The 26,301-nt window shown below is 68.9% G+C and carries 20 protein-coding genes and 1 tRNA gene; 5 read left to right on the top strand and 16 right to left on the bottom strand.

Annotated elements, in window-relative coordinates; translation table 11 throughout:
• Positions 1–67: 67 nt before the first annotated feature.
• Positions 68–4,210, bottom strand: coding sequence for an ATP-dependent RNA helicase HrpA (hrpA, locus tag BTH_RS21595; RefSeq protein ID WP_011402182.1), 4,143 nt, complete (start codon positions 4,208–4,210; stop codon positions 68–70).
• Positions 4,211–4,233: 23 nt separating this feature from the next.
• Between hrpA and argA the strand changes: the two genes are divergently transcribed.
• Both argA and BTH_RS21585 read left to right on the top strand, forming a co-directional pair.
• A complete protein-coding gene (gene argA, locus BTH_RS21590) occupies positions 4,234–5,610 on the top strand; it encodes an amino-acid N-acetyltransferase (RefSeq protein ID WP_009890129.1) in 1,377 nt (458 codons plus the stop codon).
• A 50-nt stretch (positions 5,611–5,660) separates the two neighbouring features.
• Positions 5,661–5,936, top strand: coding sequence for an oxidative damage protection protein (locus tag BTH_RS21585; protein WP_009890128.1), 276 nt, complete (start codon positions 5,661–5,663; stop codon positions 5,934–5,936).
• A gap of 127 nt (positions 5,937–6,063) precedes the next feature.
• Here BTH_RS21585 and BTH_RS21580 read toward each other — a convergent pair whose 3' ends face one another.
• The 3 genes from BTH_RS21580 to BTH_RS21570 form a co-directional block, all read right to left on the bottom strand.
• Complete coding sequence (locus BTH_RS21580) at positions 6,064–7,395, bottom strand: MFS transporter (protein ID WP_009890127.1); 1,332 nt, start codon at positions 7,393–7,395, stop codon at positions 6,064–6,066.
• 224 nt (positions 7,396–7,619) lie between these two features.
• Complete coding sequence (locus tag BTH_RS21575; RefSeq protein ID WP_009890126.1) at positions 7,620–9,059, bottom strand: CaiB/BaiF CoA transferase family protein; 1,440 nt, start codon at positions 9,057–9,059, stop codon at positions 7,620–7,622.
• On the bottom strand, positions 9,056–10,837 hold the full coding sequence (locus BTH_RS21570) for an acyl-CoA dehydrogenase family protein (RefSeq protein ID WP_009890125.1): 1,782 nt from the start codon (positions 10,835–10,837) through the stop codon (positions 9,056–9,058). The genes BTH_RS21575 and BTH_RS21570 overlap by 4 nt, the downstream gene beginning before the upstream one ends.
• 109 nt (positions 10,838–10,946) lie before the next feature.
• Here BTH_RS21570 and BTH_RS21565 point away from each other — a divergent pair, with 109 nt between their 5' ends.
• The 3 genes from BTH_RS21565 (at position 10,947) to BTH_RS21555 (ending at position 12,767) form a co-directional block, all read left to right on the top strand.
• Complete coding sequence (locus BTH_RS21565; protein WP_009890124.1) at positions 10,947–11,849, top strand: LysR family transcriptional regulator; 903 nt, start codon at positions 10,947–10,949, stop codon at positions 11,847–11,849.
• 163 nt (positions 11,850–12,012) lie between these two features.
• A tRNA-Val gene (locus BTH_RS21560) sits at positions 12,013–12,087 on the top strand.
• Between the two features lie 203 nt (positions 12,088–12,290).
• Positions 12,291–12,767 (top strand): hypothetical protein, encoded by a 477-nt coding sequence (locus tag BTH_RS21555; protein WP_048901540.1) that lies wholly within the window; start codon positions 12,291–12,293, stop codon positions 12,765–12,767.
• Positions 12,768–13,036: 269 nt separating this feature from the next.
• Here the strand turns inward: BTH_RS21555 and BTH_RS31760 are convergent, their stop codons facing one another.
• The 12 genes from BTH_RS31760 to hutH all read right to left on the bottom strand — a co-directional run bounded on the left by BTH_RS31760 (position 13,037) and on the right by hutH (position 26,120).
• Positions 13,037–13,138 carry a hypothetical protein gene (locus BTH_RS31760; RefSeq protein ID WP_373365277.1) on the bottom strand — a complete coding sequence of 34 codons (102 nt, stop codon included), beginning with the start codon at positions 13,136–13,138 and terminating at the stop codon, positions 13,037–13,039.
• A 138-nt stretch (positions 13,139–13,276) separates the two neighbouring features.
• The gene (locus BTH_RS21545; protein WP_009890122.1) at positions 13,277–14,707 is read right to left on the bottom strand and encodes an aspartate aminotransferase family protein; all 1,431 of its coding nucleotides are present in this window, start codon (positions 14,705–14,707) and stop codon (positions 13,277–13,279) included.
• 34 nt (positions 14,708–14,741) lie between these two features.
• Positions 14,742–16,076: a glutamine synthetase family protein gene (locus BTH_RS21540; protein ID WP_009890121.1), complete on the bottom strand. Its 1,335-nt coding sequence runs from the start codon at positions 16,074–16,076 to the stop codon at positions 14,742–14,744.
• Positions 16,077–16,108: 32 nt separating this feature from the next.
• On the bottom strand, positions 16,109–16,900 hold the full coding sequence (locus BTH_RS21535) for a gamma-glutamyl-gamma-aminobutyrate hydrolase family protein (protein WP_009890120.1): 792 nt from the start codon (positions 16,898–16,900) through the stop codon (positions 16,109–16,111).
• A gap of 180 nt (positions 16,901–17,080) precedes the next feature.
• Positions 17,081–17,284, bottom strand: a complete 204-nt coding sequence (locus tag BTH_RS21530) for a hypothetical protein (protein ID WP_009890119.1) — start codon at positions 17,282–17,284, stop codon at positions 17,081–17,083.
• Between the two features lie 507 nt (positions 17,285–17,791).
• Positions 17,792–18,595 carry an N-formylglutamate deformylase gene (gene hutG, locus BTH_RS21525; RefSeq protein ID WP_009890118.1) on the bottom strand — a complete coding sequence of 268 codons (804 nt, stop codon included), beginning with the start codon at positions 18,593–18,595 and terminating at the stop codon, positions 17,792–17,794.
• A gap of 286 nt (positions 18,596–18,881) precedes the next feature.
• Positions 18,882–20,264 carry a formimidoylglutamate deiminase gene (locus BTH_RS21520; protein WP_011402178.1) on the bottom strand — a complete coding sequence of 461 codons (1,383 nt, stop codon included), beginning with the start codon at positions 20,262–20,264 and terminating at the stop codon, positions 18,882–18,884.
• Positions 20,265–20,277: 13 nt separating this feature from the next.
• Positions 20,278–21,501, bottom strand: a complete 1,224-nt coding sequence (hutI, locus tag BTH_RS21515; RefSeq protein ID WP_009890116.1) for an imidazolonepropionase — start codon at positions 21,499–21,501, stop codon at positions 20,278–20,280.
• Positions 21,498–22,166, bottom strand: coding sequence for a HutD/Ves family protein (locus BTH_RS21510; protein WP_009890115.1), 669 nt, complete (start codon positions 22,164–22,166; stop codon positions 21,498–21,500). The genes hutI and BTH_RS21510 overlap by 4 nt, the downstream gene beginning before the upstream one ends.
• Positions 22,166–23,854, bottom strand: coding sequence for a urocanate hydratase (gene hutU, locus BTH_RS21505; RefSeq protein ID WP_009890114.1), 1,689 nt, complete (start codon positions 23,852–23,854; stop codon positions 22,166–22,168). Before hutU ends, BTH_RS21510 begins: the two co-directional genes overlap by 1 nt.
• A 42-nt stretch (positions 23,855–23,896) precedes the next feature.
• Positions 23,897–24,592: a histidine utilization repressor gene (gene hutC, locus BTH_RS21500; protein ID WP_009890113.1), complete on the bottom strand. Its 696-nt coding sequence runs from the start codon at positions 24,590–24,592 to the stop codon at positions 23,897–23,899.
• Positions 24,593–24,596: 4 nt separating this feature from the next.
• A complete protein-coding gene (gene hutH, locus BTH_RS21495) occupies positions 24,597–26,120 on the bottom strand; it encodes a histidine ammonia-lyase (protein ID WP_009890112.1) in 1,524 nt (507 codons plus the stop codon).
• Between the last annotated feature and the right edge of the window lie 181 nt (positions 26,121–26,301).

The raw sequence follows: 26,301 nt of genomic DNA, 5'->3' as shown, positions 1-26,301 counted from the left end.
AACGCGCGAGAGCGCCGCCGGTTGACGTCCCGCGCCCGAGTGTGAACCCGCATACTTTGAACCGCGCTCAGCGCTGCATCGACTCCCACACTTTGTAGAGCCGCTTGACCGACACCGGCATCGGCGTGCGCAGTTCCTGCGCGAAAAGCGAGATCCGCAGTTCCTCGAGCAGCCACCGGAACTCGGCGAGCCGCGCATCCGCGACGCCGCCGCGCTGCACAATCGAGCGCTGATAATGCTGCGCGAGCGGCTGCAGCTCGGCCGCCTGCCGCGCGTCGCGGGCGGGATCGGCCTTCAGCTTGTCGATTCGCAGCGCGATGCCCTTCAGGTAGCGCGGGAAATGCGCAAGCTGCGCGTAAGGCGTGTCGATGACGAAGCGCTTGCCGACGAGCGCGGCGAGCTGGCCCTGCAGGTCCGCGTGCGCGGCCGGGAACGGCTTCGCCTGCGCGAGCTTCTTCGCGAGCCCCGCGTACTCGGCGAGGATCTGCCCGACGAGCCGCGCCATCTCCTGCGCGAGCAGGTTCAGCCGGCTCCTGCCCTCGTCGCGGCGCGCGTGAAAACTCGCGTCGTCGGCGGGCAGCGGGTCCTGCAGGCACGCGCGGTCGAGCGCGGTCGCGATCAACTGGTCGCGCAGTTCGTCCTGCGTGCCGAGCGACATGTACTGCATCGCCATCTCGCGCAGCCCCGGCAGGTTCTTCTCCAGGTACTTGATCGGCTCCTTCAGCTGCAACGCGAACAGGCGCCGCAGGCCCGCGCGGTGGATTCGCGCCGCCTCGTCGGGCGAGTCGAACACCTCGACGTCGCAGTGCGTGCCGCGGTCGACGAGCGCCGGGTAGCCGAACAGCGTCTCGCCGCGCCGGCGGATCTCGAGGAGTTCCGGCAGCTTGCCGAAGTTCCACGTCGTCAGGTTCTCATAAAGCGCGGTCGCGCCGGCGGCGGCCGCGCCCGCTTGCGCCGCCGACGGCGCGACGGCGGGCGTCGCCCCGCCGCCTTGCGCGCCTCGCGGCCGCGCGCCACCCGCGGGCGCCTCGGCGGCGGCCGCGCCGGAAGGCGCGCCCGCCGGCGCGAGCGTTGCCGCGGCGGCGATCTTCTGAAAGTGCTGCTGCGCCTGCGCGCCCAACTCCGCGCGCAACTGCGCGAGATTGCGCCCCATCGCGAGCTGCCGGCCGTGCTCGTCGATCACCTTGAAGTTCATGAACAGGTGCGCGGGCAGCGTCTCGAGCTTGAAGTCGGACGTCTTCGTCGCGACCTGCGTCCGCTCGCGGACGTCGGCGATCAGCGCGTCGACGAGGCCGCCCGCGCCGAAGCGCTCGCGCCCGGCGCGCTCGACGAAGCCCGCCGCGTACTCTGGCAGCGGCACGCAATGGCGGCGCAGCTTCTGCGGCAGCGACTTCAGCAGCAGGTGCGCCTTCTCCTTCAGCATCCCGGGCACGAGCCACTCGGCGCGGCGCGCGTCGACCTGGTTCAGCGCGAAGAGCGGCACCGCGAGCGTCACGCCGTCGCGCGGCGAGCCGGGCTCGAAGTGGTACGTGAGCGCCATCTCGACGCCCGCCATCGTCGCGCGCTTCGGAAACAGATCGGTCGTCACGCCCGCCGCCTCGTGGCGCATCAGATCGTCGCGCGACAGATACAGCAGGCGCAGCTTGTCTTCCGGCTGCCCGCTCTTTTTCACCTCGTCGCGGTACCAGCGCTCGAACGCGGCGCCCGTGTGGATGCCGGACGGAATCGCCTGATCGTAGAACGCGTGAATCAGCTCGTCGTCGACGAGCACGTCCTGCCGGCGCGACTTGTGCTCGAGCTGCTCGATGTCGGCGAGCAGCTTGCGGTTGTGCGCGAAGAACGCGAGCTTCGTGTCGAATTCGCCGTCGACGAGCGCGCCGCGGATGAACAGCTCCCGCGCGCGCGCCGGGTCCTGCCGGCCGAACGCGACGCGCCGCCGGTGATAGACGGTGAGCCCGTACAGCGTCGCGCGCTCGAACGCGGTGACCTGCGCGGGACGCTTCTCCCAGTGCGGCTCGGACAGCGATTTCTTCAACAGGTGCGCGCCGATGCGCTCGATCCATTCCGGCTCGATCTTCGCGATGCAGCGCGCATAGAGGCGGCTCGTCTCGACGAGCTCGGCCGCCATCACCCAGCGCCCCGCCTTCTTCACGAGCGCGGAGCCCGGCCACAGATGGAACTTGATCCCGCGCGCGCCGAGATAGTGCGGCTCGTCCTCGGCCTTGAAGCCGATGTTGCCGAGCAGCCCCGTCAACAGCGACAGATGGATCTGCTCGAACGTCGCGTCGGCCTCGTTCAGGCGCCAGCCGTGCTCGCGCACGACGGTCAGGAGCTGCGAGTGGACGTCGCGCCATTCGCGCAGCCGCAGGTGCGACAGGAAATGCTGCCGGCACGCGTCGACGAGTTGCCGGTTCGACTTCTTGTGCGCGACCGCCTCCTCGAACCACGCCCAGATCCTCAGCCACTGGAGGAACTCGGAGCGCTCGTCGGCGAAGCGCCGGTGCGCCTGGTCGGCCTGCTCCTGCGCGTCGATCGGGCGATCGCGCGGGTCCTGCACGGACAGCGCGCTCGCGATCACGAGCACTTCGCGCAACGCCTGCTGGTCGCGCGCGGCGAGGATCATCCGGCCGACGCGCGGATCGAGCGGCAACCGCGCGAGCTCGCGGCCGAGCGGCGTGAGCGCGTTGTCGTCGTCGACCGCGCCGAGCTCGTTGAGCAGTTGATAGCCGTCCGCGATCGCGCGGCCGGGCGGCGGCTCGATGAACGGAAACGATTCGATCGCCGACAGATGCAGCGACTTCATCCGCAGGATCACCGATGCGAGCGACGAGCGCAGGATTTCCGGATCGGTGAAGCGCGCGCGGCCGGCGAAATCGCTTTCCTCGTAGAGACGGATGCAGATGCCGTCGGCGACGCGGCCGCAGCGGCCCGCGCGCTGGTTCGCGGCCGCCTGCGAGATCGACTCGATCTGCAACTGCTCGACCTTGTTCCGGTACGAATAGCGCTTCACGCGCGCAAGCCCGGTATCGACGACGTAGCGGATGCCCGGCACCGTGAGCGACGTCTCGGCGACGTTCGTCGCGAGCACGATCCGCCGCGCGTTCGACGCCTTGAACACGCGCTCCTGCTCGGCCGCCGACAGCCGCGCGAACAGCGGCAGGATCTCGGTGTGCGGCGGATGGTGCTTGCGCAGCGACTCGGCGGCGTCGCGGATCTCGCGCTCGCCGGGCAGGAACACGAGCACGTCGCCCGGGCCCTCGCGGCACAGCTCGTCGACCGCGTCGACGATGCCGTCCATCAGGTCGCGCTCGGCCTCGCGCGCGCTCTTCGCGCGGTCGCGCCCGGACGCCGCGCCTTCCGCGTGCCGGACGGCGGCCGGCCGGTCGTCGGCGATCGGCCGGTAGCGGACTTCCACCGGATAGAGCCGCCCGCTCACCTCGATCACCGGCGCGGGCCGCTCGTCGCTGCCGAAATGGCGCGCGAAACGGTCCGCGTCGATCGTCGCCGACGTGACGATCAGCTTCAGGTCCGGCCGCCTCGGCAGGATCTGCTTCAGGTAGCCGAGCAGAAAATCGATGTTCAGGCTGCGCTCGTGCGCCTCGTCGATGATGAGGGTGTCGTACGCCTTGAGCAGCGGATCGGTCTGCGACTCGGCGAGCAGGATGCCGTCCGTCATCAGCTTGACCGACGCGCCCGGCGCGAGGTTGTCGGTGAAGCGCACCTTGTAGCCCACCACTTCGCCGAACGGCGTGCCGAGCTCCTCGGCGATCCGGCGGCCCGTCGACGACGCCGCGAGCCGCCTCGGCTGCGTGTGGCCGATCAGCCCCGCGCCGCCCGCGCCGACGCCGCGGCCGAGCGCGAGGCAGATCTTCGGCAACTGGGTGGTCTTGCCCGAGCCCGTCTCGCCGCAGACGATCACGACCTGGTGAGCGGCGATCGCGCGCGCGATCTCGTCGCGCTTGCCCGACACGGGCAGGCTTTCGGGAAACGTGATCGGCGGAACGGGATTCGGCGCTGTCCGCGCGCGCGGCGCATGCGGCGCGCGCGCGGCCTCGGAGCCGGCGTCGCGGCGCGCGGCGCGCGGCGCGCCCGCCTGCCCGGACGGCGCCCGCGGCGGGCGCGGCGGCCGCGGCGCGTGCGCGCCGGCGGGCTGCGCCTCGCCCGGCGTGCCCGCATGTTTTTGCGCGGGACTTTTAGGTACATTCGACATGGGGGCGCATTATAATCCCGCCCATGAATTCCCAAACCGACCTCCCCGCCGCCCAATCGGGTGCCGCGCCCCAGCCGTCCGTCGACGAAGCCGTCCATCACGCGCAGTTCGTCGACTGGATGCGCTCCGTCGCGCCCTATATCCACAAGTTCCGCAACAGCACGTTCGTGGTCGGCTTCGGCGGCGAGGTCGTGCAGCACGGGCTGCTGAGCGCGCTCGTGTCCGACATCGCGCTCTTGCAGGCGATGGGCATCCAGATCGTGCTCGTGCACGGCTCGCGGCCGCAGGTCGAGGAGCAACTGCACCTGCACGGCGTCGAATCGGCGTTCTCGCACGGCCTGCGGATCACCGATGCGCGCGCGCTCGAATCGGCGAAGGAAGCGGCGGGCGAAGTGCGGCTCGACATCGAGGCGGCGATCAGCCAGGGCTTGCCGAACACGCCGATGGCGCACGCGCACATCAGCGTCGTGTCGGGCAACTTCGTCACCGCGCGGCCGGTCGGAATTCTCGACGGCGTCGATTTCGCTCATACGGGCGTCGTGCGCAAGATCGACGCCGAATCGATCCGCCACTCGCTCGCGAGCCGCAAGCTCGTGCTGCTGTCGCCGCTCGGCTTCTCGCCGACGGGCGAGGCGTTCAACCTGTCGATGGAGGATGTCGCGTCGGCGGCCGCGATCGCGCTGCGCGCCGACAAGATCATTTTCCTGACCGAGTCGCCCGGCATCGTCGACGAAGCGGGCGAGCTCGTGCGCGAGATGTCGCTCGACGCGGCGGCCGAGCTGCTCGACTCGGGCGATCTGCAGGGCGACGACGGGTTCTTCCTGAAGCACGCGATCCGCGCATGCCGCGGCGGCGTCGCGCGCGCACACCTGATTCCGCAATCGCTCGACGGCAGCGTGCTGCTCGAGCTGTTCCTGCACGACGGCGTGGGCACGATGATCTCGTACGAGAACCTCGAAAGCCTGCGCGAGGCGACGCCGGACGACGTCGGCGGCATCCTGACCCTCATCGAGCCGCTCGAGACGGACGGCACGCTCGTGCGGCGAGGCCGCCACCAGATCGAGCGCGACATCGATCACTTCTCGGTCATCGAGCACGACGGCGTGCTGTTCGGCTGCGCGGCGCTCTACCCGTACCCGACCGAGAAGATCGGCGAGATGGCGTGCCTGACGGTCGCGCCCGAGGCGCAAGGCTCGGGCGACGGCGAGCGGCTCCTGAAGCGGATCGAGCAGCGCGCCCGCGCGCGCGGCTTGACGCGGATCTTCGTGCTGACGACCCGCACCGAGCACTGGTTCCTCAAGCGCGGCTTCGTGAAGGTGACGGTCGACGACCTGCCCGAAGACCGTCGCAAGCTCTACAACTGGCAGCGCAAGTCGCTCGTGCTGATGAAGCAGCTCTGAGCGGCGCGGCGCGCCCTTCCCCCGGATTACGATTACAGGAGAGGTACACGATGGCCCGTATGATTCACTGCGCGAAGCTCGGCAAGGAAGCCGAAGGACTCGATTTCCCGCCGCTGCCGGGCGAGCTCGGCAAGCGCCTGTACGAGAGCGTGTCGAAGGAGGCATGGCAAGGCTGGCTCAAGCAGCAGACGATGCTGATCAACGAGAACCGGCTGAACATGGCCGATCCGCGCGCGCGCCAGTATCTGATGAAGCAGACCGAGAAGTACTTCTTCGGCGAAGGCGCGGACCAGGCGTCCGGCTACGTGCCGCCGGCGCAGGACTGATCCGGCGCGGCGCGCGAGACGCCGCCTGCGCACTGGCGCGTTGCGCACTCGAACAAAAAGCCTCGGGCAGCGATTGCTGCCCGAGGCTTTTTTGCGGGCGCCGCGGCCGCGCTTCGCGCGCGGCGCGTCAAGGCTTCGCGAGCGCACCGCCGGGCGCGCCGGCGTCGCTTCGCTTGTCGCGCTCGAGCGTCGCGATGCACCCGAGCGACACCGCCGCGAGCGCGCTGTAGAACGCGGCGAGCGGCCACCACTCGCCGGCGAAACGGTGCGCGAGCAGCGTGCCCGCGAGCGGCGTGAGCCCGCCCGCGAGCGCCGCGCAAAGCTGATACGACAGCGAGATCGCCGAATAGCGGACGCGCACGTCGAACGCGCTCGACATGAAGCCCGCCATCACCGCGTACGAGCTCGACATGCACATCACCGCGATCGCGATGCCCACGACGATCGCGACGGGCCGCCCCGTCGACACGAGCGCGAACATCGGATACGGCGACGCGATCGCGAGCGCGGCGGCCGTCTTCAGGAAGCGCCCGATGCCGATGCGCTGCGCGAACCAGCCTGACGCGAACTGCGTGCCGAGCTGGATGAACGCGACGACGAACAGGCAATCGAGGATCAGCGCGCGATCGAGCCCGAGCGTCTGCGTCGTGTAGTTCAGCATGAACGTGTTGACGAACCACGCGCCCGCGACGCCGATCACGTTCGCGCCGAGACAGAGCAGCAGCGTGCGCCATGCGTCGCGCACCACGTCGGCCACGGGCAGCGCGGCCGTGCGCCGCTCGGCCTTCACGCGCGCGAATTCCGGCGATTCGGCGACGCCCGCGCGAATCGCGAGCCCGACCGCGAGCAGCGCCGCGCTCGCGAGAAACGGCAGCCGCCAGCCCCATGCGAGGAACGCGCCGTGCTCGATGCCCGCGACGAGACGAAACGCGAGCAGCGCGAGAATCAGCCCGGCCGGGCTGCCGAGCTGCGCGAACGACGCGACGAACGTGCGCTTGTCCGCGCTCGCGTGCTCGCTCGCCATCAGCACCGCGCCGCCCCACTCGCCGCCGATCGCGATGCCCTGCGCGATGCGCAGCACGACGAGCACGACGGGCGCGACGACGCCCGCCTGCGCGTATGAAGGCAACAGGCCGATGCCGACCGTGCCGACCGCCATGATGACGAGCGTCGCGACGAGCGCCTTCTTGCGGCCGATCCGGTCGCCGAGATGGCCGAACACGAGGCCGCCGAACGGCCGCGCGAAAAAGCCGACCGCGAACGTGCCGAACGACGCGAGCGTGCTGAAGAACGGCTCGCCCGACGGAAAGAACAGCTTGCCGAAGATGAGCGCGGACGCGGTTGCGTAAAGGTAGAAGTCGTACCACTCGATCGTCGTGCCGACGAACGCCGCGAGCGCGGCGCGCGCGGGCTGGCCGACCGGCGCGCGAACGGCGCGGTCATCGTGCTGGGATGTCATCGTTGTCTCCATGTCTCTTGCCGGTGGCGCGACTCGCGCGCGCCTTCACCGGCCGGGCCGGATCGCTCCGGGTTCGGTCGCCGCCGGACAGGCGGCGCGCGCCGTTCGGCCGAAGACGGATCGATCGTCTGCGGACGTTCGGCCGCGCGCGCACCCGGCGGCGCCCATCGAGCCGCGGCCGCCGCCAAGCGTCGGCGGCCGCGTCCATTCGCTCACGTCGCCATCTACTTCGCCTCCTTCAGCACGCCCGCTTCGGCGAGGCGCGCCTGCGTCGCCGCGTCGATGCCGAGCGCGTCGAGCACCGCGCGCGTATCGCGCCCGAGCATGGGCGGCGCGGTGCGGTACGTCGCGCTCGTGCGCGACAGCTTGATCGGCGATGCGGCGCCCCGGTATCGCCCCATCTCGACGACGAGCCCGCGATGCAGCGTGTGCGGATCGCGCGCGACCGCGTCGACCGTGCGCACCGGCCCGCACGGCACGCCCTCGGCCATCAGCTCGCGCGCGAGCGTCTCGCAGTCGCGATCGGCGAGCCGCGCCTCGAGGCTCGCCTTCAGCTCGGCGCGGTGCGCGCAACGGCTGCGGTTGTCGACGAAACGCGGGTCGCCCGCGAGCTCGGGCACGCCCAGATGCGCGCAGAGCCGGGCGAACTGCCGGTCGTTGCCGACCGCGAGAAAGATCGGCCCGGTCGCGGTGCGGTAGCTGTCGTACGGCGCGATGTTCGGATGCGCGTTGCCGCTGCGCGCGGGCGTGCGCCCCGAGCCGAACCAGTTCGGCAAATGCGGATGCAGCAGCGACACGCCGCAGTCGTACAGCGCGATGTCGACCGACTGGCCGACGCCGCTTTTCTCGCGCTCGGCGAGCGCGAGCAGGATGCCGGCGAGCGCGTTCAGGCCCGTCACCATGTCGACGATCGGCAGGCCGATGCGGGTCGCGCCGCCGCAGGCGTCGCCGTTCACGCTCATGAGGCCCGCCATCGCCTGGATCACCGCGTCGTAGCCGGGCAGCCCGCCGAGCGGGCCGTCGGCGCCGAAGCCCGTGATCGCGCAATGGACGAGACGGGGAAAGCGCGGCCGCAAGTCCCGCTCGTAGTCCATCCCCCAACGCGCGAGCGTGCCGGGCTTGAAATTCTCGACGAGCACGTCCGCGTCTTCGAGCAGACGCCAGAGGATCGCGCGGCCTTCGTCGCGCGACAGGTCGAGCGCGATGCCTTCCTTGTTGCGGTTCACGCCGATGAAGTACCACGCGTCGTCGTCGAAGAACGGCGGGCCCCAGCCGCGCGTCTCGTCGCCCGCCGGCGGCTCGATCTTGATCACGCGCGCGCCGTGGTCCGCGAGCGCCTGCGTGCAGTACGGGCCGCCGAGGACGCGGCTCAGGTCGACGATCTTCAGGCCCGCGAGTGCGCCGCGGCGGGCGTGCTCGGTCGCCGCCGCGTCGCGCGGGGAGGCCGAACCCGGTCGGCGTGCGGCGTTTGCGGCCGCCGTCTCCAGCGGTTCGCGCTGCGCAGGCGGAGCGCAAAGCGCGCTCGCCGGCTGCGACGGATTCGCGGCGCGCCCTGCCGCGCCAGCGACGCCGGCCGCACCTGCCGAATCGATCGCCCGCGCTGCGTCGCGCTCGATCTCCAAGCCGCCCGAAGACGGGAATTGCTTCGAGGCATCGTCGCTCATGCCGCCTCTCCCGACGGACCGTCGAGCAACCGCAACGCGTCGTCGAGCGCGACGGGCCGATCGTGCAGCAACGCCGCCAGCGCGCCAGAGTTCGCATCGGCATCGGCGCGCGGCATTGCGAGCGGATCGACGGGCGACAGCTTGTGCCGCAGCACGAGATGCGCGAGCGCGAGCCGTCGATGATCGGGCGCGAGCCGCATCCCTTCGCTCGCGAGGAGGATCGCGGTCGTCGCGTGATAAAGCGCGCTCGCCGACTGCCGCACGAACGCATCGTCGCCCGTCTGCGCGACGTGTGCGATCGCGTCGCTCGCGCGATCGAGCGCGCGGCGCAGGCGCGTCGCGCTCGCGCCGGGCAGCCGCGCCGCGTCGAGCGTGTCGAGCAGGAACGCACGCAGCGGCGCAAGCGCGCCTTCCCGCTTGACCGCCCGCGCGACGTCGAGCGCGACGATGTTGCTCGTGCCCTCCCAGATCGAGCCGAGATGCGCGTCGCGCAGCACGCGCGCATCGCTCCACTCCTCGATGTAGCCGGTGCCGCCGCGCACCTCCATCGCATCGCCGGCGACGCGGCGCGCGTCGCGGCACGCGCGGAACTTGATGAGCGGCGTCAGGATTCGCACGCAGCCGGCTGCCTGCGCGTCGCCCGCGTCGGCTTGCGCGAGCAGCATCGCGATCTGCATGAAGAGCGAGCGCGCCTGCTCGGTCGGCACGAGCATCTTGACGAGCTGCCGCTGCATCAGCGGCATGTCGATCAGCTTGCGGCCGAACGCTTCGCGATGGCGCGCGACATGCAGCGCCTCCGCCGTCGCGCGACGCATCAACCCCGCCGCACGCACGCCGTTCGACAGACGCGACATGTTGATCATGTCGGCCATCTGGTGGAAGCCGCGCCCGATCTCGCCGATCAGATACGCTTCGGCGCCCTCCAGCGCGATCTCGCCGCTCGCCATCGAGCGGCTGCCGAGCTTGTCTTTCAGGCGCACGATCCGATAGCGATTGCGCGAGCCGTCGGCGAGCGTCTTCGGCAGCAGGAACAACGCGAGCCCGTTGACGCCGTCGGGCGCGCCTTCGGGCCGCGCGAGCACCATCGCGAGATCGGCGTCCGCGTTCGAGCAGAACCATTTGTCGCCGAACAGACGCCATGTCGCCGCGCCATTGGCGGACGTCTCGCGCACCGCGCGCGTCGCGATCCGGCCGACGTCGGAACCGGCGGCCTGCTCGGTCATGAACATCGCGCCCTGGTGCAGCACGCCGAAATCGCGCGACGCGAGCCGCGGCAGGAAACGCTCGACAAGCTCGCGCGAACCGTAACGGCGCAGCGTGCGCGTGAGCGAATCGGTCATGCTGACGGGGCAGCAGAGGCCGAACTCCGCCTGAACGAACAGGAACGTCAACGCGTACTTGACGAGCGGCGGCGGCGCATCGTCACGATGGCTCATCGCGGCAAGCCCAAGTTCCGAATACGCGACGCGCTCGAGTGCGACATAGTCCGGATGCTTGTCGATCGTCTCGAGCGACTCGCCGCGACGCGTGCGCGGCTGCAGCACGGGCGGGTTCTTGTCGGCGCGCGACGCGAGGCGATCGAGCTCGTCCGACGCGCGCAGCCCGAGCGCGCGCAACTCCGGCTCGAGGGTGCGAAAGCGCGCTTCGCCGAGATGAAGCCGCAACAGCGCCGCACAATCGGGGTCGCTCGTGAAGAAGTTGATGCCCCGCGAATCGGGGATGTGGGCGGCGCCCGCCGCGGGCGTGCTCGCCTCGACGATTTCTTTCATCATGTTCATCGCTTGTCTCCTGGTCCGACGAGCGTAGAACCGCGACCGATAATCGTCCAATACAGGATTTATCCAGTACGATAAGCTGCATTTATCGATCGCCCCGAACGGAGACGCGATGGACCTCAAGCAATTGCGCTACTTCGTCGCCGTCGCGGAGGAACTGCATTTCGGCCGCGCGGCGAAACGGCTGTTCATCTCGCAGCCGGCGTTGAGCTTCGACATCCGCAAGTTCGAGGACGAACTCGGCGTGCAGCTGTTCGCGCGCACGAGCAAGTCGGTCGCGCTGACGAATGCGGGCGAAGTGCTGCTCGGCGAGGCGCGCCGGCTGCTGCTGCAGGCGCAGGAAGCGCAACGACTGACGATTCGGTCGGCGTCGGGGCTCGCGGGGCGACTCAAGGTCGGCTTCGTCAATTCGATGCTGTATCGCGGGTTGCCGTCCGCGGTGCGGCGCTTCGAGGCGGATTATCCGAATGTCGAAGTCGTGCTGAAGGAAATGAACACGCACGAGCAGGTGCAGGCGATCCTGCGCGGGCAGATCGACGTCGGCTACGCGCATTGGGGCACGTTTCCGCCCGAGATCTCGGCCGATACGATTTTCTCCGAACCGTTCCTCTGCTGCCTGCCGGCCGCGCACCGGCTCGCGCGACGCAGGCGCGTCGACCTCGCGGCGCTCGCGCATGAGCCGTTCATCCTGTTCCCGCGCGATGCGGCGCCCCACTACCACGATCTCATCATCGCGCAGTGCGTGAGCGCCGGCTTCAGCCCGCAGATCCGGCACGAGGCGCGCCTGTGGCAGACGGTGCTGACGATGGTCGAGTTCGAGATGGGGGTGGCGCTCGTGCCGAGCGTGCTGCGCCAGGTGCGCAGCGAGCGGCTGCGCTACCTGCCGCTCGCCGGCGACGCACTAGAGTCGCGCACGTTGCGGTTGCGGCGCTCGGATGAACGGGAGCCCGTTGCAGAGCGTTTCGGCGAATATCTGGACGACGGGATCCGGCGGCTTCGCGGCGCGGCGAAGTGACGGCGCGCGAGCGGACGCTCAAAAAGTTCTGGATAAAAGTGCGCGATTGCCGGTAGAATCACGCCCCTGGTCGCGCGGTGCGTGACCGGCACCCGTCAGATGGGTTATGTCGAAAAAAGTGCTTTACGGAACGAAAAAGCTCTGACATAATTCAAGGCTCTTTGGGCGGTTAGCTCAGCGGTAGAGCACTGCCTTCACACGGCAGGGGTCACTGGTTCGATCCCAGTACCGCCCACCAAAGACATCAAGCGCAGCCGCTGGCGGCGCCTCAAAGACTGGTTCATTCCGTTCCCCAACGGACACCCCGAACCAGCATTCAGCTGATAAGCAAAAAAGCCCCGCACGTGCGGGGCTTTTTTTCGGACTAGACCAGTTGTCAGTCCCTTTCGCGCTATGGCATCCTGCCCGGGCTTTCAAATACAGAAATCCGAGGGAAATCAAATGTCTATGGCCTGCACGGGAACAGCGTTCTACCAAGCCTTCAAGCAAAACATGGAAGCGCTAGGGCTCGATGTGCCGTCGAGCTGGTACGGCACCCAAACCGCCCTGCTTACACGCGTCGGCGCACTCGTCGCAGCTGTCGACCGGCTCGGCAAGGATGCAACGCTTGCGGAACTGATCGGCGCAACGACTTTGCCTGAGAAACTGCTAGCGGCCGGCGGAATCTATGCATCGTGGTATGTCGGCGCGGCCGTCGGTAGCCTCATGGTCGCCACCGGCAAATTTACGCAGTGCAGCAGCTCGACTGACATCTCACGAGCCGTCCAACGATTCCAGTTCGAGGCGGCGATCCGTGTTCCGAGCAGCCTGCTGTTTCACCTGCAGACGCACCCGGAAATCTTCGATGACAACGCAACGAACCGCCTCATGTATGCGCGCCGCGGCCTGTCGACAAAGCAACCCGAATTCGCGAAATGACCATGAAGACCCGTTCCCGTGAGTGGTGGATTGATCGCGCTGCACTACTCGGCGTCGCAGTTCTATGCGCGAGCCTCGCATGGCTGTTTTCAATCGGCGCTGGCAAGTGGAGCACGCTTATCCTAGCGACCGTCGTTTTCGTCGCCTTGCTTTTGGACAATCACCGACTTCGAAAAGAGCTGAAGCGATACCGAGACAAGTAACACCGACCAAGCCGCTTCACTCAACCGGCAAGAGCAGTTGCACAGCCGCATACCCCATATGCGGCACTAAGTGCGCATAGCGCTCCGTGACCGTGTCGAGGATTGCCCAAGCAGGTCTTTGACGACATACAGGGACACTTTCGCCATCACCAACCACGATGCGAACATGTGGCGCAGATCGTGGGCGCGAAAATCCTCGATCCCCGCACGCACGCCGGCAGCGGTATGAAGGCTACGCCTCGCATCCGAAACGCATGCCCACCGACGAAACCCCTTCGTCCCGCAGCCGACGCCGCCTGCCCAGCATCACACGAGACCCAGTTGCTGCGCTGTCGCGTCGATCGCACGCTTCGCCTTCTCGACGATCTCGTCGATTTCGGGCCGCGAGATCACGAGCGGCGGCGAAAGCAGCATCCGGTCGCCCGTCGCGCGCATGATCAGGTTGCCGTTGAAGCAGTAGTCGCGGCAGATCGTGCCGACCTCGCCGCCGTTCTCGAAGCGCTTGCGCGCGCCGGGCTCGCGCGCGAGCTGAATGCCCGCGACAAGCCCCGCGCCGGCGATATCCCCGACGATCGGATGGTTCGCGAACGTCTCGCGCAGCAACTGCTGGAAGTACGGGCCGGTATCGGTCTTCACGCGCTCGACGATCTTCTCGTCGCGCAGCACCTTCAGATTCGCGACGGCCACCGCCGCGGCCACCGGATGCCCCGAGTACGTCATCCCGTGATTGAACTCGCCGTGCGCGATCAGCGCGTCGGCGATCCGGTCCGACAGCGCGACCGCGCCCATCGGCACGTAACCGCTCGTCAGCCCCTTCGCGAGCGTCATCAGGTCGGGCTCGAAGCCGAAGTGCTGGTGCGCGAACCATTCGCCGGTGCGCCCGAAGCCGCCGATCACTTCGTCCGCGACGAGCAGCACGTCGTACTGGCGGCAGATCCGCTCGATCTCGGGCCAGTACGTCGACGGCGGGAAGATCACGCCGCCGGCGCCCTGGAACGGCTCGCCGATGAACGCGGCGACGTTCTGCGCGCCGAGCTCGAGAATCTTCGCCTCGAGCTGCCGCGCGCGTTCGAGGCCGAACGCCTCGGGCGTCTGCCCTTCGCTCGCCTCGCCGAAGTAATAAGGCTGATCGATGTGGACGATATGCTCGACCTTCGAGGGCATCTGCTCGTGCATGTAGCCCATGCCGCCGAGCGTGGCGCCCGCGATCGTCGAGCCGTGATAGCCGTTCCTGCGCGAGATCACGAACTTCTTCTGCGGCCGGTTTTGCGTGCGCCAGTACTGATGCGCGATGCGCAGCACGGTATCGTTGCCCTCGGAGCCGCTGTTGCAATAGAAGAAGCGGTTGAACGCGGGCGGCGCGATCTCGGCAAGCAGCGCGGAGAGCTCGATGACGGGCGGATGGGTGGTCTTGAAGAACGTGTTGTAGAACGGCAGCTCGCGCAACTGGCGGCTGCCGGCCGCGATCAGTTCCTCGCGGCCGTAGCCGACGTTCACGCACCAGAGGCCGGCCATGCCGTCGATGATCTTGTTGCCGTCGGAATCCCACAGATGGACGCCTTCGGCCTTCACGATCACGCGGCTGCCCGCGCGATTGAGCGAGCCCATGTCGGAGAACGGGTGAATGTGATGCGCGGCGTCGAGCGCGCGATATTCGGCGCTCGTGCGGTGCGCGTGCGCATGCGCCTGCGCGTGCAGCGGCTCGACATAGGCGATGCCTTCGTTTCGATACGTCACTTTGACCTCCTGAATGCGGCGTGCGCCCGCACGCTCAAACGTGCAGCAGCAGGTGCTTGCGCTCCCACGAGCTGATCACGCGGAAAAATGCTTCGTACTCCGTTTCCTTCAACGCGAGATAGGCCTTCACGAACTTCTCGCCTAGCATCTCGGCGAGCGGCGCGCACGCGCTCATCAGCGTGAGCCCCTCCTCCAGATTGCGCGGCAGTTGATAAGGCAGGCTGTAGCCGTCGCTCGCGAGCGGCTCGGTCGGCTCGAGCGCCTGCGTGACGCCGAGATAGCCGGCCGCGAGCGTGGCCGCGATCGCGAGATACGGATTGCAGTCGACGCCCGGAATCCGGTTCTCGATTCGCCGCGCGGCGGCGGCCGAATGCGGAATCCGGAAGCCGACCGTGCGGTTGTCGTAACCCCACTGCACGTTGATCGGCGCGGCCATGAAGCGCGACAGCCGGCGATACGAGTTGATGTACGGCGCGAAGATCGGCATCAGCGCGGGCGTGTACTTCTGCAGTCCGGCGAGATAGCCGCGGAACATCGGCGTGACGTCGCCGCTCGCGCCGATGAAGAGGTTGCGGCCCGTCTCGATGTCGACGACGCTCTGATGAATGTGCATCGCCGAACCCGGCTCGTTCTCCATCGGCTTCGCCATGAACGTTGCGTACATGTTGTGGCGCAGCGCCGCTTCGCGCACGGTGCGCTTGAACAGGAACACCTGGTCGGCGAGCGACAGCGCGTCGCCGTGCAGGAAGTTGATCTCCATCTGCGCGGCGCCGACCTCGTGAATCAGCGTGTCGATGTCGAGCCCCTGCAGCTCGCAGTATTCGTAGATGTCCTCGAAGAGCGGATCGAATTCGTTGACCGCCTCGATCGAATACGACTGGCGCCCCGTCTCCGCACGCCCCGTGCGGCCGACGGGCGGCCGCAGCGGCAGGTCCGGATCCTTGTTCATGTCGACCAGATAGAACTCGAGCTCCGGCGCGACGACGGGCTTCCATCCTTTCGCGCGATACAGATCGAGCACCCGGCGCAGCACGTAGCGCGGCGAGATCTCGACGGGCGAGCCGTCGAAATGCACGCAATCGTGAATCACCTGCGCGGTCGGATCGACCGCCCACGGAATCAGGCAGATCGTCGACGCGTCAGCCACGCACACCATGTCGGGATCGGTGACGCCCGTGAGCGCGCCGTCCTCCGGATAGTCGCCGGTGACGGTCTGCACCATCACCGCTTGCGGCAGGCGCATCGATTCGCCGGTTTCGAACTTGTTGCGCGGAATGATCTTGCCGCGCGCGATGCCCGCCATGTCGGGGATGATCGCCTCCACTTCGGTGATCCGGTGCTGCCTCAGAAAATCATCGATGTCTTGCATGTGAGCCTCTCTTCGATAAGCGTCGACGGCCGTCACGCGCGCGGCGCGCGCCCGGCCGTCCGGCGTCTTCGGGCGCGGCACGCCGCGCCGAACGCCGCAAAGATTTCTCGCGACAGCGGATTGCTGTCGAAACGCCATTCCGGATGCCATTGCACGCCGAGCGCGAACGCGCGTGCGTCGCGCACGCCGATCGCCTCGACGAGCCCGTCGGGCGCGCGCGCCTCCACGGTCAGCCCGTCGCCGAGCCGCTCGATGCCCTGCGCGTGCAGAGAATTAACGTCGACGGCCTCGGCGCCCGCGAGCCGATGCAGCAGGCCGCCCGGCACGAGCCGGACCGGATGCGCGGGGCCGTACTGCACGTCGACCGATGCCAGCAGGTCCTCGCGATGATCGGCATGGCCGCTCAGGGCGTGCACCGCCTGATGCAGCGTGCCGCCATACGCGACGTTCAGCTCCTGCATCCCGCGGCAGATCGCGAGCACGGGCACGCCGGCGTCGATCGCCGCGCGCACGAGCGGCAGCGTCGTCGCGTCGCGCGCCGCGTCGTGCAGCGTGCCGGGCGCGCTCGCCGGGCCGCCGTAGCGCGCGGGCTCGACGTTCGAATGGCTGCCCGTCAGCAGCAGGCCATCGACGAGCGCAAGCAGCTCGTCCGCGCGCTGCCGCTCGCCGAGCGCAGGCAGCACGATTGCGAGCGCGCTTGCGCCGTCGACGACGGCATTCACGTATTTCTCGCCCGCGACGTGCGCGACATGCAGGCCGACCGTCTTTCGATCCGCGCAGACGCCGACGACGGGCCGCGGCCCGGCGTCGAGGTGTTCATTCATCGCTCTTTCTCCCATTCGACAGACACGCGCGGCGAACGCACGCAATGCACGGCGTTCGTCGCGAAAAACGAAGAACGGCGTCGCACGCGGGCTGCGCGCAGGGGCGCGCCCGAGCTGGAGCGACAGGATCGGAGCCGACTCGCCGGCTCGGAGCGAGCCGGCGAGCGACGAAACGAGGCGCTAGGGCAACAGCGATGCGATGCCGTCGTCGTGCACCGCCATGTAGGCGCGCGCGGCGACCGCGTTGTGGCGGCGCACGGAGCGCCGGGACACGGTGGCGAAGATGGACAGGCTTCGGCTGACGAGATACTTGCCGCAGCCATCGGCGGCGGCATCGACGGCGTGCGGAATACTCGCGCGCCGACTTCGATCCCGTCTGACCAAGGGGCCTTGGACTCTCACGATCACACTCGACTGACTGTTTAAAGTATTGAACGCGGCAAGCGGCGATGCGACATCGCATGCGCCGCCACCCGGCCAGCCGGTCGATCGTCGCGAACGTCGCATCAGCCCGTTCGCGAGTGGCGACGGCGTCCCTGGACGCCGTCGTGATCGATGTGACGGCTAGCTGACAATCAGCTTATCGTAACTGGAAACGCCGTCAATTCGGTTTCGATAATATCGAACTAGGGTTTTCCCTGAATCGTCGGCTGAAACGCTGCTTAAAATATTGGACGATTGATCCCGGCGAATGCACGCATCGCGCGGCGTTGACGCGGGAGCCGAGCGGAATCAAAAGAACGATCGGCTCGCCCGCTCGCTTCCCGCAGCCGGCGGGCGAATCACGAACGAAGCATGCGGCCGTTTCGAAGCGGTTGCGAAACCGCGAAACCGTTCACCGCCCACGCCCCGAAGCGAAGCCCGGCGAACGAACGCGCCGCCGAAACGGCGTCAACGATGCTCGAGCGCGGTCTTCACGAGCGCCTCGAGCAGCGGCGCGATCCGCTGCGCCTTTGCTTCGTCGTACGAATAAGGCCGCGCCTCGTCCATGTAGGTCGCCTGCACGAGCTCGAGTTGCACCGCCTGCACGCCCCGCTCCGGCGCGCCGTAGTGACGCGTGATGTAGCCGCCCTTGAAGCGCCCGTTCGCGATCGACGTGTAGCCGCCGTGCCTCTCGACGAGCGCGGCCAGCTTGTCTGCAAGACCGGGCGCGGCGCTCGCGCCGTTCGACGTGCCGAAGTTGAAGTCCGGCAGCCGGCCGTCGAAAAAACGCGGCACATGCGAGCGAATCGAATGCGCCTCCCACAGCAGCGCGCGGCCGTAAGCGTCCGTCAGCCGTTGCAGCTCGCCCGCGAGCGCGTCGTGGTAAGGCACCCAGTAGCGCTCGCGGCGACGCGCGATCTCGGCGACGGTCGGCTCGCTGCCGGGCGCGTACAGCGGCGCCTTGTCGAACGTGTCGACCGGCACGAGGCCCGTCGTGTCCTGGCCCGGGTAGAGATTCGCGTCGTCGGGCGGACGGTTCAGGTCTACCACGTAGCGCGCGTGCGAAGGCACGAGCACCGAAGCGCCGAGCGCCTTCGCGAAATCGTACAGGCGCTCGAGATGCCAGTCGCAATCGTCGACATGGCGCGCGACGGGCGTCATCGTCGCGGCGATGTCATCGGGAATGTGAGTGCCCGCGTGCGGTATCGACACGAGCAGCGGCAGCGTGCCGCGATGCAGCGTGATGACCGGCGGATGCGATGCGGTGTTCATGATCGTTCGACCTCGTTGATGATGCGGCGCGCCGTACGGCTCGCCGGCCGTTTTGCGGCGCATGCTGCGGCCGGTTGCGGCGCTGCGCGCAACGCGCCCGGCTTGCACGCGTTGCGTTGCGGCATGCACGGCGGCCCCGCCTCCGCGCCGGATGCCGGATGCCGGATGCCGGATGCCGGATGCCGGATGCCGGATGCCGGATGCCGGATCTATGCTAACCGCGTTGCGGCGCGTTCGCGCCGCCGTTTCTTCGCAGCGTCCTGCGTTCGCGCAACGCGGCGGCGCTTCAGTTCAATAGCTGCGCAAGCGCCGCGCGATATCCGGCATACGCCGCCTCTTCGTCGCGATGCCGGCGCGCGCTCACCACCCGCTCGCCGCCGACGTACACGTCGAGCACCGGCGTGTCGCCGTGCTCGGCGAACACCGCACCCGACAGCCACGTATCGCTGCCGTGCTCGGCGACCGACGGATGCGCGGGATCGAGCACGATCCAGTCGGCGCGCCGGCCCGCCTCGAGCGCGCCGACGGGACGCCCGGCCGCGCGCGCGCCGCCCGCGAGCGACGCCGCGAACAGGCGGTCCGCCACGTGAGTCTGCGCCGCGTCCGCAAGCACGTTGCGCTCGCGCCGCACCAGCCGCTGCCCGTATTCGAACAGCCGCAACTCGGCGCGCCAGTCGACGCTCGCGTGGCTGTCCGAGCCGATGCCGATCATGCCGCCCGCCGCGAGATACTCGACCGCCGGAAAGATGCCGTCGCCGAGATTCGCCTCGGTCGTCGGACACAAGCCCGCGATCGCGCCGCTGCGCGCGAGCGCCTGCGTCTCCGTCGCGTCGAGATGCGTCGCATGGACGAGGCACCAGCGCGCGTCCACGTCGAAGCGATCGAGGAGCCATTGCACGGGCCGCGCGCCGTACGCGCGCACGCAATCGTCGACTTCCGCGGTCTGCTCGGCGATGTGGATGTGCACCGGCGCATCGGCCGGCATCGCGCCCACCAGTTCGCGCAGCCCGCTCTCCGACACCGCGCGCAGCGAATGCGGCGCGATTCCGTAGCGCAGCCCGCCATGCTCGGGCAACTCGCCGCGCAGCGCGTCGAGAAGCGCGAGCAGCGCGTCCGGCGTGTTGATGAAGCGGCGCTGATCGTCGCGCGGCGCGCGCTCGCCGAAGCCGCTGTACTGATACGCGACGGGCAGCATCGTGATGCCGATGCCCGCATCCCGCGCCGCGCCGGCGACGCGCGCCGCCAGTTCCGCCGGCCGCGGATAGCGCGCGCCGTCCGGCGCGTGGTGAACGTAATGGAATTCGCACACCGACGTATAGCCGCACTTGAGCATCTCGACATAGAGCCAGCGCGCGACCGCGGCGAGCGCGTCGGGCGTGATCTTCAGCGCGAAGCGGTACATCAGGTCGCGCCAGCTCCAGAACGTGTCGGACGGATTCGCGCGATATTCGGTGAGCCCCGCCATCGCGCGCTGGAACGCGTGCGAATGCAGGTTCGGCATGCCGGGCAGGAGCGGCCCGTTCGCACGCGCGACGCCCGCGGGCGCTTGCGCGTTCGCGCTCACGTCGACGAGCGCGCCCGTCGCGTCCCAGCGCAGCAGCACGTCGCGCCGCCAGCCGCCGGGCAGGTACGCGTGCTCGGCAAACAACATCGAATCGATTCTCGTCATGCTTGTCTTCCGGTCAGCGCGCATCGCGCGCGAACACCGTCACGCCGCCCTTCACGACCCGCTCGCACAGCGGCCGGCCGAACCAGTACGCAAGCTCCGCGAGCGTCGCCGCCGACCACACCGCGAAATCCGCCTGCCGCCCGGGCGCGAGCGAGCCGTGCCGGTCGCCTGCGCCGAGCGCCGCCGCCGCGTGGCGCGTGACGCCGAGGAGCGCCTCCTGCACCGTCAGCTTGAACAGCGTGCAGCCCATGTTCATCGTGAGCAGCAGCGACGTGAGCGGCGACGTGCCGGGATTGTGGTCGGTCGCGAGCGCGATCGGCACGCCGTGGCGGCGCAGCAGGTCGATCGGCGGCTGCTTCGTCTCGCGAATGAAGTAGTACGCGCCCGGCAGCAGCACGGCCGTCGTGCCCGAGGCGCGCATCGCCGCGACGCCCGCCTCGTCCAGGTATTCGAGATGATCGGCCGACAGCGCGCGATAGCGCGCGGCGAGCGCGGCGCCGCCGCCGCCCGACAATTGCTCCGCGTGCATCTTGACGGGCAGCCCGCGCCGCGCCGCCGCTTCGAACACGCGCTCGCTCTGTGCGAGCGTGAAGCCGATCCGTTCGCAGAACACGTCGACCGCGTCGACGAGCCCTTCGTCGGCGAGCGCGGGCAGCATCCGCTCGCACACCTCGTCGACGTATTCGTCCGCGCGGCCCGCGTATTCGGGCGGCAGCGCGTGCGCGCCGAGAAACGTCGTGTAGACGCTCACGGGAAAACGCTCGCCGAGCTGCCGCGCGACGCGCAGCATCCGGCGCTCGCTCGCGAGCTCGAGCCCGTAGCCGGACTTGATCTCGATCGCGGTCACGCCTTCGGCGAGAAGCGGCCGCAGCCGCGCGGCCGCCTGTTCGAACAGCGTCGCCTCGCTCGCGTCGCGCGTCGCGCGCACGGTCGACACGATCCCCCCGCCGCGCCGCGCGATCTCTTCGTAGCTCACGCCCGCCAGGCGCTGCGCGAACTCGTCCGCGCGCTGGCCGCCGTAGACGAGATGCGTGTGGCAGTCGACGAGGCCGGGCGTCACCCAAGCGCCGCGCAGGTCCTCGCGCGGCCAGTGCACATAGCCGGCCGGCACGTCGCTCGCGCGCCCGGTCCATGCGATCGTGCCGTCGCCGTTCACCGCGATCGCCGCATCCGCGATCGTGTCGTTCGGGTCGCCGTGCGCGCACAGCTTCAGGTTGTGCCAGAGAGTCGATTTCATCCGCTCGAGCCTTGTGCGTTGTCTTGAAGAAGCGTCACGCCGACCGCAAGGAGCACGCCGTCGCCGCGAATCGCGCATCGCCGCTCGCCGCTCGCCGGCGCGCGCGCGGGAACGTCCGCGCAGACGTCGATGCGCAGCGTGTCGAACGCGCTCAGCGCGACGCTCGCGCCGTCGCCGAGGTCGACGACGGGCGCGCCGCTCGCGCAGAACAGCAGCACGGTGTCCGCACGCAACGGGTACGCCGCTCCGCTGCGCCAGAGCTCGACGCCGCCGCGCGCGGCATCGCGCCGGACCATCAGATTGAAGTCGCGCGTCGGGCCGTCGTGCAGCTCGGCCGCGATCTCCGTCTCGCCCGCGAACGCGACGCGATCGAGCGGCGCGCGCAGCGCGTGCCGCGCGCCGTCAGACTCGACGAGCGTCATGCCCGCGCCCGCGAGCAGCACGAGCGTGCGCTCGACGCCTGGAAAGCGCGAGAACGGCCCCGCCTCGGCGACGTCCGCGACGCTCACGCGCCACGCGAACGCGTCGAGCGCGCCGCCGGCGCCCTCGCGCGACGGATGCACGGCGATCTCGCGCGTCACGCCGCCGCCGTTCTTCCACGGCGACGCGACGAGCGCGTCCGAGCGGATCAGCGTCGCGCGCATCGTGGACGACGCGGCCCGCATCAGCGTCCGAGCATCGGCAGCTTCAGGCCCGCTTCCTTCGCGGTGCGCTGCGCGAGCTCGTAGCCGGCATCCGCGTGACGCATCACGCCCGTGGCCGGATCGTTGAAGAGGACGCGGCCCAAGCGCTCGTGCGCGGCGTCGGTGCCGTCGGCGACGATCACGACGCCCGCATGCTGCGAGAAGCCCATGCCGACGCCGCCGCCGTGATGCAGCGACACCCATGACGCGCCGCCCGCGGTATTCAGCAGCGCGTTCAGCAGCGGCCAGTCGCTCACCGCGTCCGATCCGTCCTTCATCGCTTCCGTCTCGCGGTTCGGGCTTGCGACCGAGCCGGTGTCGAGGTGGTCGCGGCCGATCACGATCGGCGCCTTCAGCTCGCCCGTCCTCACCATCTCGTTGAACGCCTGGCCGAGGCGATAGCGATCCTTCACGCCGACCCAGCAAATGCGCGCCGGCAGGCCCTGGAACGCGATGCGCTCGCGCGCCATGTCGAGCCAGTTGTGCAGGTGCGCATCGTCGGGGATCAGCTCCTTGACCTTCGCATCGGTCTTGTAGATGTCCTCCGGATCGCCCGACAGCGCGACCCAGCGGAACGGCCCCTTGCCTTCGCAGAAGAGCGGCCGGATGTACGCGGGCACGAAACCCGGGAAGTCGAACGCATTGTCGACGCCCATCTCCAGCGCCATCTGGCGGATGTTGTTGCCGTAGTCGAGCGTCGCCGCGCCGCGCTCCTGCAGCGCGAGCATCGCGCGCACCTGCACGGCCATCGATTGCTTCGCGGCCTTCACGATGCTCTGCGGATCGACCTTCTGTGCCTCGCGCCACTGCTCGACGCTCCAGCCCTGCGGCAGGTAGCCGTTGATCGGATCGTGCGCGCTCGTCTGGTCGGTCACGCAGTCCGGCGTGATGCCGCGCGCGACGATCTCCGAGAACACGTCGGCCGCGTTGCCGAGCAGGCCGACCGACACCGGCTTGCCCGCGCGCTTCGCTTCGTCGATCATCGCGAGCGCTTCGTCGAGCGTCTTCGCCTTCTTGTCGACGTAGCGCGTCTTCAGGCGGAAGTCGATTCGCGATTCGTCGCATTCGACCGCGATCATCGAGAAGCCCGCCATCGTCGCGGCGAGCGGCTGCGCGCCGCCCATGCCGCCGAGCCCGCCCGTCAGAATCCAGCGCCCGGCAGGATCGCCGTTGAAGTGCTGGTTCGCGACCGCGAAGAACGTCTCGTACGTGCCCTGCACGATCCCCTGGCTGCCGATGTAGATCCAGCTGCCCGCCGTCATCTGGCCGTACATCATCAGGCCCTTGCGGTCGAGCTCGTTGAAGTGGTCCCACGTCGCCCAGTGCGGCACGAGGTTCGAGTTCGCGATCAGCACGCGCGGCGCGTTCTCGTGCGTGCGGAACACGCCCACCGGCTTGCCCGATTGCACGAGCAGCGTCTCGTCGTCGTTCAGGTCCTTCAGCGACGCGAGAATCTGGTCGAAGCAATCCCAGTTGCGCGCCGCGCGGCCGATGCCGCCGTAGACGACGAGCGCGTGCGGATGCTCGGCGACCTCCGGATCGAGATTGTTCTGGATCATCCGGTACGCAGCCTCGGCGAGCCAGTTCTTGCAGGTCTTCTCGCCGCCGCGCGGCGCGCGGATCACGCGGGTCGGATCGAGGCGCGGATCGATGTGTTTCGGGTGGTTCATCGCAACTGCTCCCGGAAAAGGATGTGAAGGTTCGTCAAGCGTTCAGAAATGGCCGGTGAAGCGATAGCGGCTGCCCGGGTGCCAGAGGTTCACGACCGATGCGACGACGCCCTGCGACCACGTGCGCCGATGCAGCACGAGGCACGGCTCGGCGTCGCTCATCTCGAGCTCCTCGCGCATCGCGCGATCGGGCATCGCCGCCTCGATCCGGTACTCGACGCGCTGCAGCGGCGCGACGCGCATCAGGTACTGGTTCGGCGTGATCGCCGAGAAGTCCTGATCCGCGTAATCCGCGGCGACGGCGGGATTGACCCAGCGTTCCTCGATCTGCACGGGCTCGTCGTTCTCGTAGTGCAGCATCACCGAGCGGAAGAGCTTCGTGTGGAGCGGCACCTGCATCTCGTCGGCGAGCGCCTCGTCGGCTTTCATCGTGACGAGGTCGAGCACGCGCGCGTGATGCTTGTGGCCGCGCGCGGCGACTTCGTCGGAGATGCTGCGGATCGCGACGAGCGTCGATTCGTACTTCGGCCGCGCGACGAAGGTGCCCGCCCCCTGGATGCGCGTGAGCACCTGCTCGGCCGTCAGCTCGCGCAGCGCGCGGTTGACGGTCATCCGCGCGACCTTGAAGTCGCGCGCGAGCTCGTTCTCGGACGGCACCTGATCGCCTTCCGCCCATTCGCCGGCGTGAATGCGCGCGAGGATGAAATCCTTGATTTCCTGATAGGCGGGCGTGCTCATCGTCTTATTGTTCCGATTCGAACGACAGCGGGCTCAGCGTCGCGAACGCGCGCTCGCGCACGCGCTGCGCGACCACCGCGATGTCGGGCGCGAAGTAATGGTCGAGATCGTAGTGCGCGACGTCCGCGCGGATCGTCTCCATCGCGTGCTGCAGCGCCGGGCTCGTTTCGTGCGGCGCGCGCAGGTCGACGCCCTGCGCGGCGGCGAGCAGCTCGATCGCGAGGATGTTCGCGACGTTCTCCGCGATGTCCGCGAGCTTGCGCGCGGCGAACGTCGCCATCGACACATGGTCTTCCTGGTTCGCCGACGTCGGCAGCGAATCGACCGACGCCGGATGCGCGAGCGTCTTGTTCTCCGACGCGAGCGCGGCGGCCGTCACGTGCGCGATCATGAAGCCCGAGTTCACGCCGCCGTCCCTCACGAGGAACGGGGGCAGGCCGGAGAGCGTCGCGTCGATGAGAAGCGCGATGCGGCGCTCGGCGAGCGCGCCGATTTCGGCTGCGGCGATCGCGAGATTGTCGGCCGCGAACGCGACGGGCTCCGCGTGGAAGTTCCCGCCCGAGAGCACCTCGCCCGTATCCGGGAAGATCAGCGGGTTGTCCGACACCGCGTTCGCTTCGACGAGCAGCACGCCCGCCGCGTGACGGATCTGGTCGAGGCATGCGCCCATCACCTGCGGCTGGCAGCGCAGGCTGTACGGGTCCTGCACCTTGCCGCAGTCGCGGTGCGACACGTTGATCGCCGAGCCGTCGAGCAGCGACCGGTACGCGGCGGCCGCGTCGATCTGGCCGCGATGGCCGCGCAGTTCGTGGATGCGCGCGTCGAACGGTTTCACCGAGCCCGCCGCCGCGTCGACCGACAGCGCGCCCGACACGAGCGCCGTGCGGTACAGGTCTTCGATCGCGAACAGGTTGTCGAGCGCGAGCGCCGTGGACGCCTGCGTGCCGTTCAGCAGCGCGAGGCCCTCCTTCGCTTCGAGCGTGAGCGGCGCGAGGCCCGCGACGCGCAGCCCGTCCGTCGCGCTCGCGCGCTCGCCGCGAATGAACACGTCGCCGATGCCGAGCAGCACCGCCGACATGTGCGCGAGCGGCGAGAGGTCGCCCGACGCGCCGACCGAGCCCTTGACCGGGATGAGCGGCAGCACGTCGGCGTTGAACAGCTTGACGAGCGCGTCCATCACGACGCGGCGGATGCCCGAGTGGCCGCGGCCGAGGCTCGACAGCTTGAGCGCCATCAGCAGGCGCACGACGGGGCGCGCCATCGGCTCGCCGACGCCCACCGCGTGCGAGAGCACCAGGTTCCTCTGCAGCAGCTCGAGTTGATCGTGCGGGATGTGCGTGCTCGCGAGGCGTCCGAAGCCCGTGTTGATGCCGTACGCCGGCTCGCCCTTCGCGGCGATGTCGGCGACCGCCTGCGCACCCCGGTCGATCGCGGCGAAGCTCGCGGGATCGAGCGCGATCTGCACGTTCTCGCGGGCGATCCGGCGCAGTTGCGGGAGAGTCAGGCGGCCTGGGGTCAGCGTGATCATGAAGGGGTCCTGTCTATACAAGTTTTCGGAATGAGACGAGTGTAGTGACTCGATGTTGTATAGACAACTTGTTTTTCAAAAATCGGGGCTAGGAGTTTCCCCTAGGCCGGCGCGGCTCGCGAGGTCGCGCGCATTCGGCCGGACGGCTCGGCCGGGCCGCTCGGATCGTCGAGGCGTCGGC

Source organism: Burkholderia thailandensis E264, from assembly GCF_000012365.1.
Lineage (GTDB): Bacteria > Pseudomonadota > Gammaproteobacteria > Burkholderiales > Burkholderiaceae > Burkholderia > Burkholderia thailandensis.
This window is presented reverse-complemented; position numbering and strand designations above follow the sequence as displayed.

Excerpts from the sequence above, each read along its gene's own strand:
- BTH_RS21555 (WP_048901540.1), top strand. The coding sequence starts at position 12,291 with ATGTCTATGGCCTGCACGGGAACAGCGTTCTACCAAGCCTTCAAGCAA.
- BTH_RS21570 (WP_009890125.1), bottom strand. The coding sequence starts at position 10,837 with ATGAACATGATGAAAGAAATCGTCGAGGCGAGCACGCCCGCGGCGGGC.
- argA (WP_009890129.1), top strand. The coding sequence starts at position 4,234 with ATGAATTCCCAAACCGACCTCCCCGCCGCCCAATCGGGTGCCGCGCCC.
- hutG (WP_009890118.1), bottom strand. The coding sequence starts at position 18,595 with ATGAACACCGCATCGCATCCGCCGGTCATCACGCTGCATCGCGGCACG.
- BTH_RS21575 (WP_009890126.1), bottom strand. The coding sequence starts at position 9,059 with ATGAGCGACGATGCCTCGAAGCAATTCCCGTCTTCGGGCGGCTTGGAG.
- hutH (WP_009890112.1), bottom strand. The coding sequence starts at position 26,120 with ATGATCACGCTGACCCCAGGCCGCCTGACTCTCCCGCAACTGCGCCGG.
- BTH_RS21510 (WP_009890115.1), bottom strand. The coding sequence starts at position 22,166 with ATGCGGGCCGCGTCGTCCACGATGCGCGCGACGCTGATCCGCTCGGAC.
- BTH_RS21520 (WP_011402178.1), bottom strand. The coding sequence starts at position 20,264 with ATGACGAGAATCGATTCGATGTTGTTTGCCGAGCACGCGTACCTGCCC.
- hrpA (WP_011402182.1), bottom strand. The coding sequence starts at position 4,210 with ATGTCGAATGTACCTAAAAGTCCCGCGCAAAAACATGCGGGCACGCCG.
- hutU (WP_009890114.1), bottom strand. The coding sequence starts at position 23,854 with ATGAACCACCCGAAACACATCGATCCGCGCCTCGATCCGACCCGCGTG.
- BTH_RS31760 (WP_373365277.1), bottom strand. The coding sequence starts at position 13,138 with ATGTTCGCATCGTGGTTGGTGATGGCGAAAGTGTCCCTGTATGTCGTC.
- BTH_RS21585 (WP_009890128.1), top strand. The coding sequence starts at position 5,661 with ATGGCCCGTATGATTCACTGCGCGAAGCTCGGCAAGGAAGCCGAAGGA.
- hutI (WP_009890116.1), bottom strand. The coding sequence starts at position 21,501 with ATGAAATCGACTCTCTGGCACAACCTGAAGCTGTGCGCGCACGGCGAC.
- BTH_RS21535 (WP_009890120.1), bottom strand. The coding sequence starts at position 16,900 with ATGAATGAACACCTCGACGCCGGGCCGCGGCCCGTCGTCGGCGTCTGC.
- BTH_RS21580 (WP_009890127.1), bottom strand. The coding sequence starts at position 7,395 with ATGACATCCCAGCACGATGACCGCGCCGTTCGCGCGCCGGTCGGCCAG.
- BTH_RS21565 (WP_009890124.1), top strand. The coding sequence starts at position 10,947 with ATGGACCTCAAGCAATTGCGCTACTTCGTCGCCGTCGCGGAGGAACTG.
- hutC (WP_009890113.1), bottom strand. The coding sequence starts at position 24,592 with ATGAGCACGCCCGCCTATCAGGAAATCAAGGATTTCATCCTCGCGCGC.
- BTH_RS21540 (WP_009890121.1), bottom strand. The coding sequence starts at position 16,076 with ATGCAAGACATCGATGATTTTCTGAGGCAGCACCGGATCACCGAAGTG.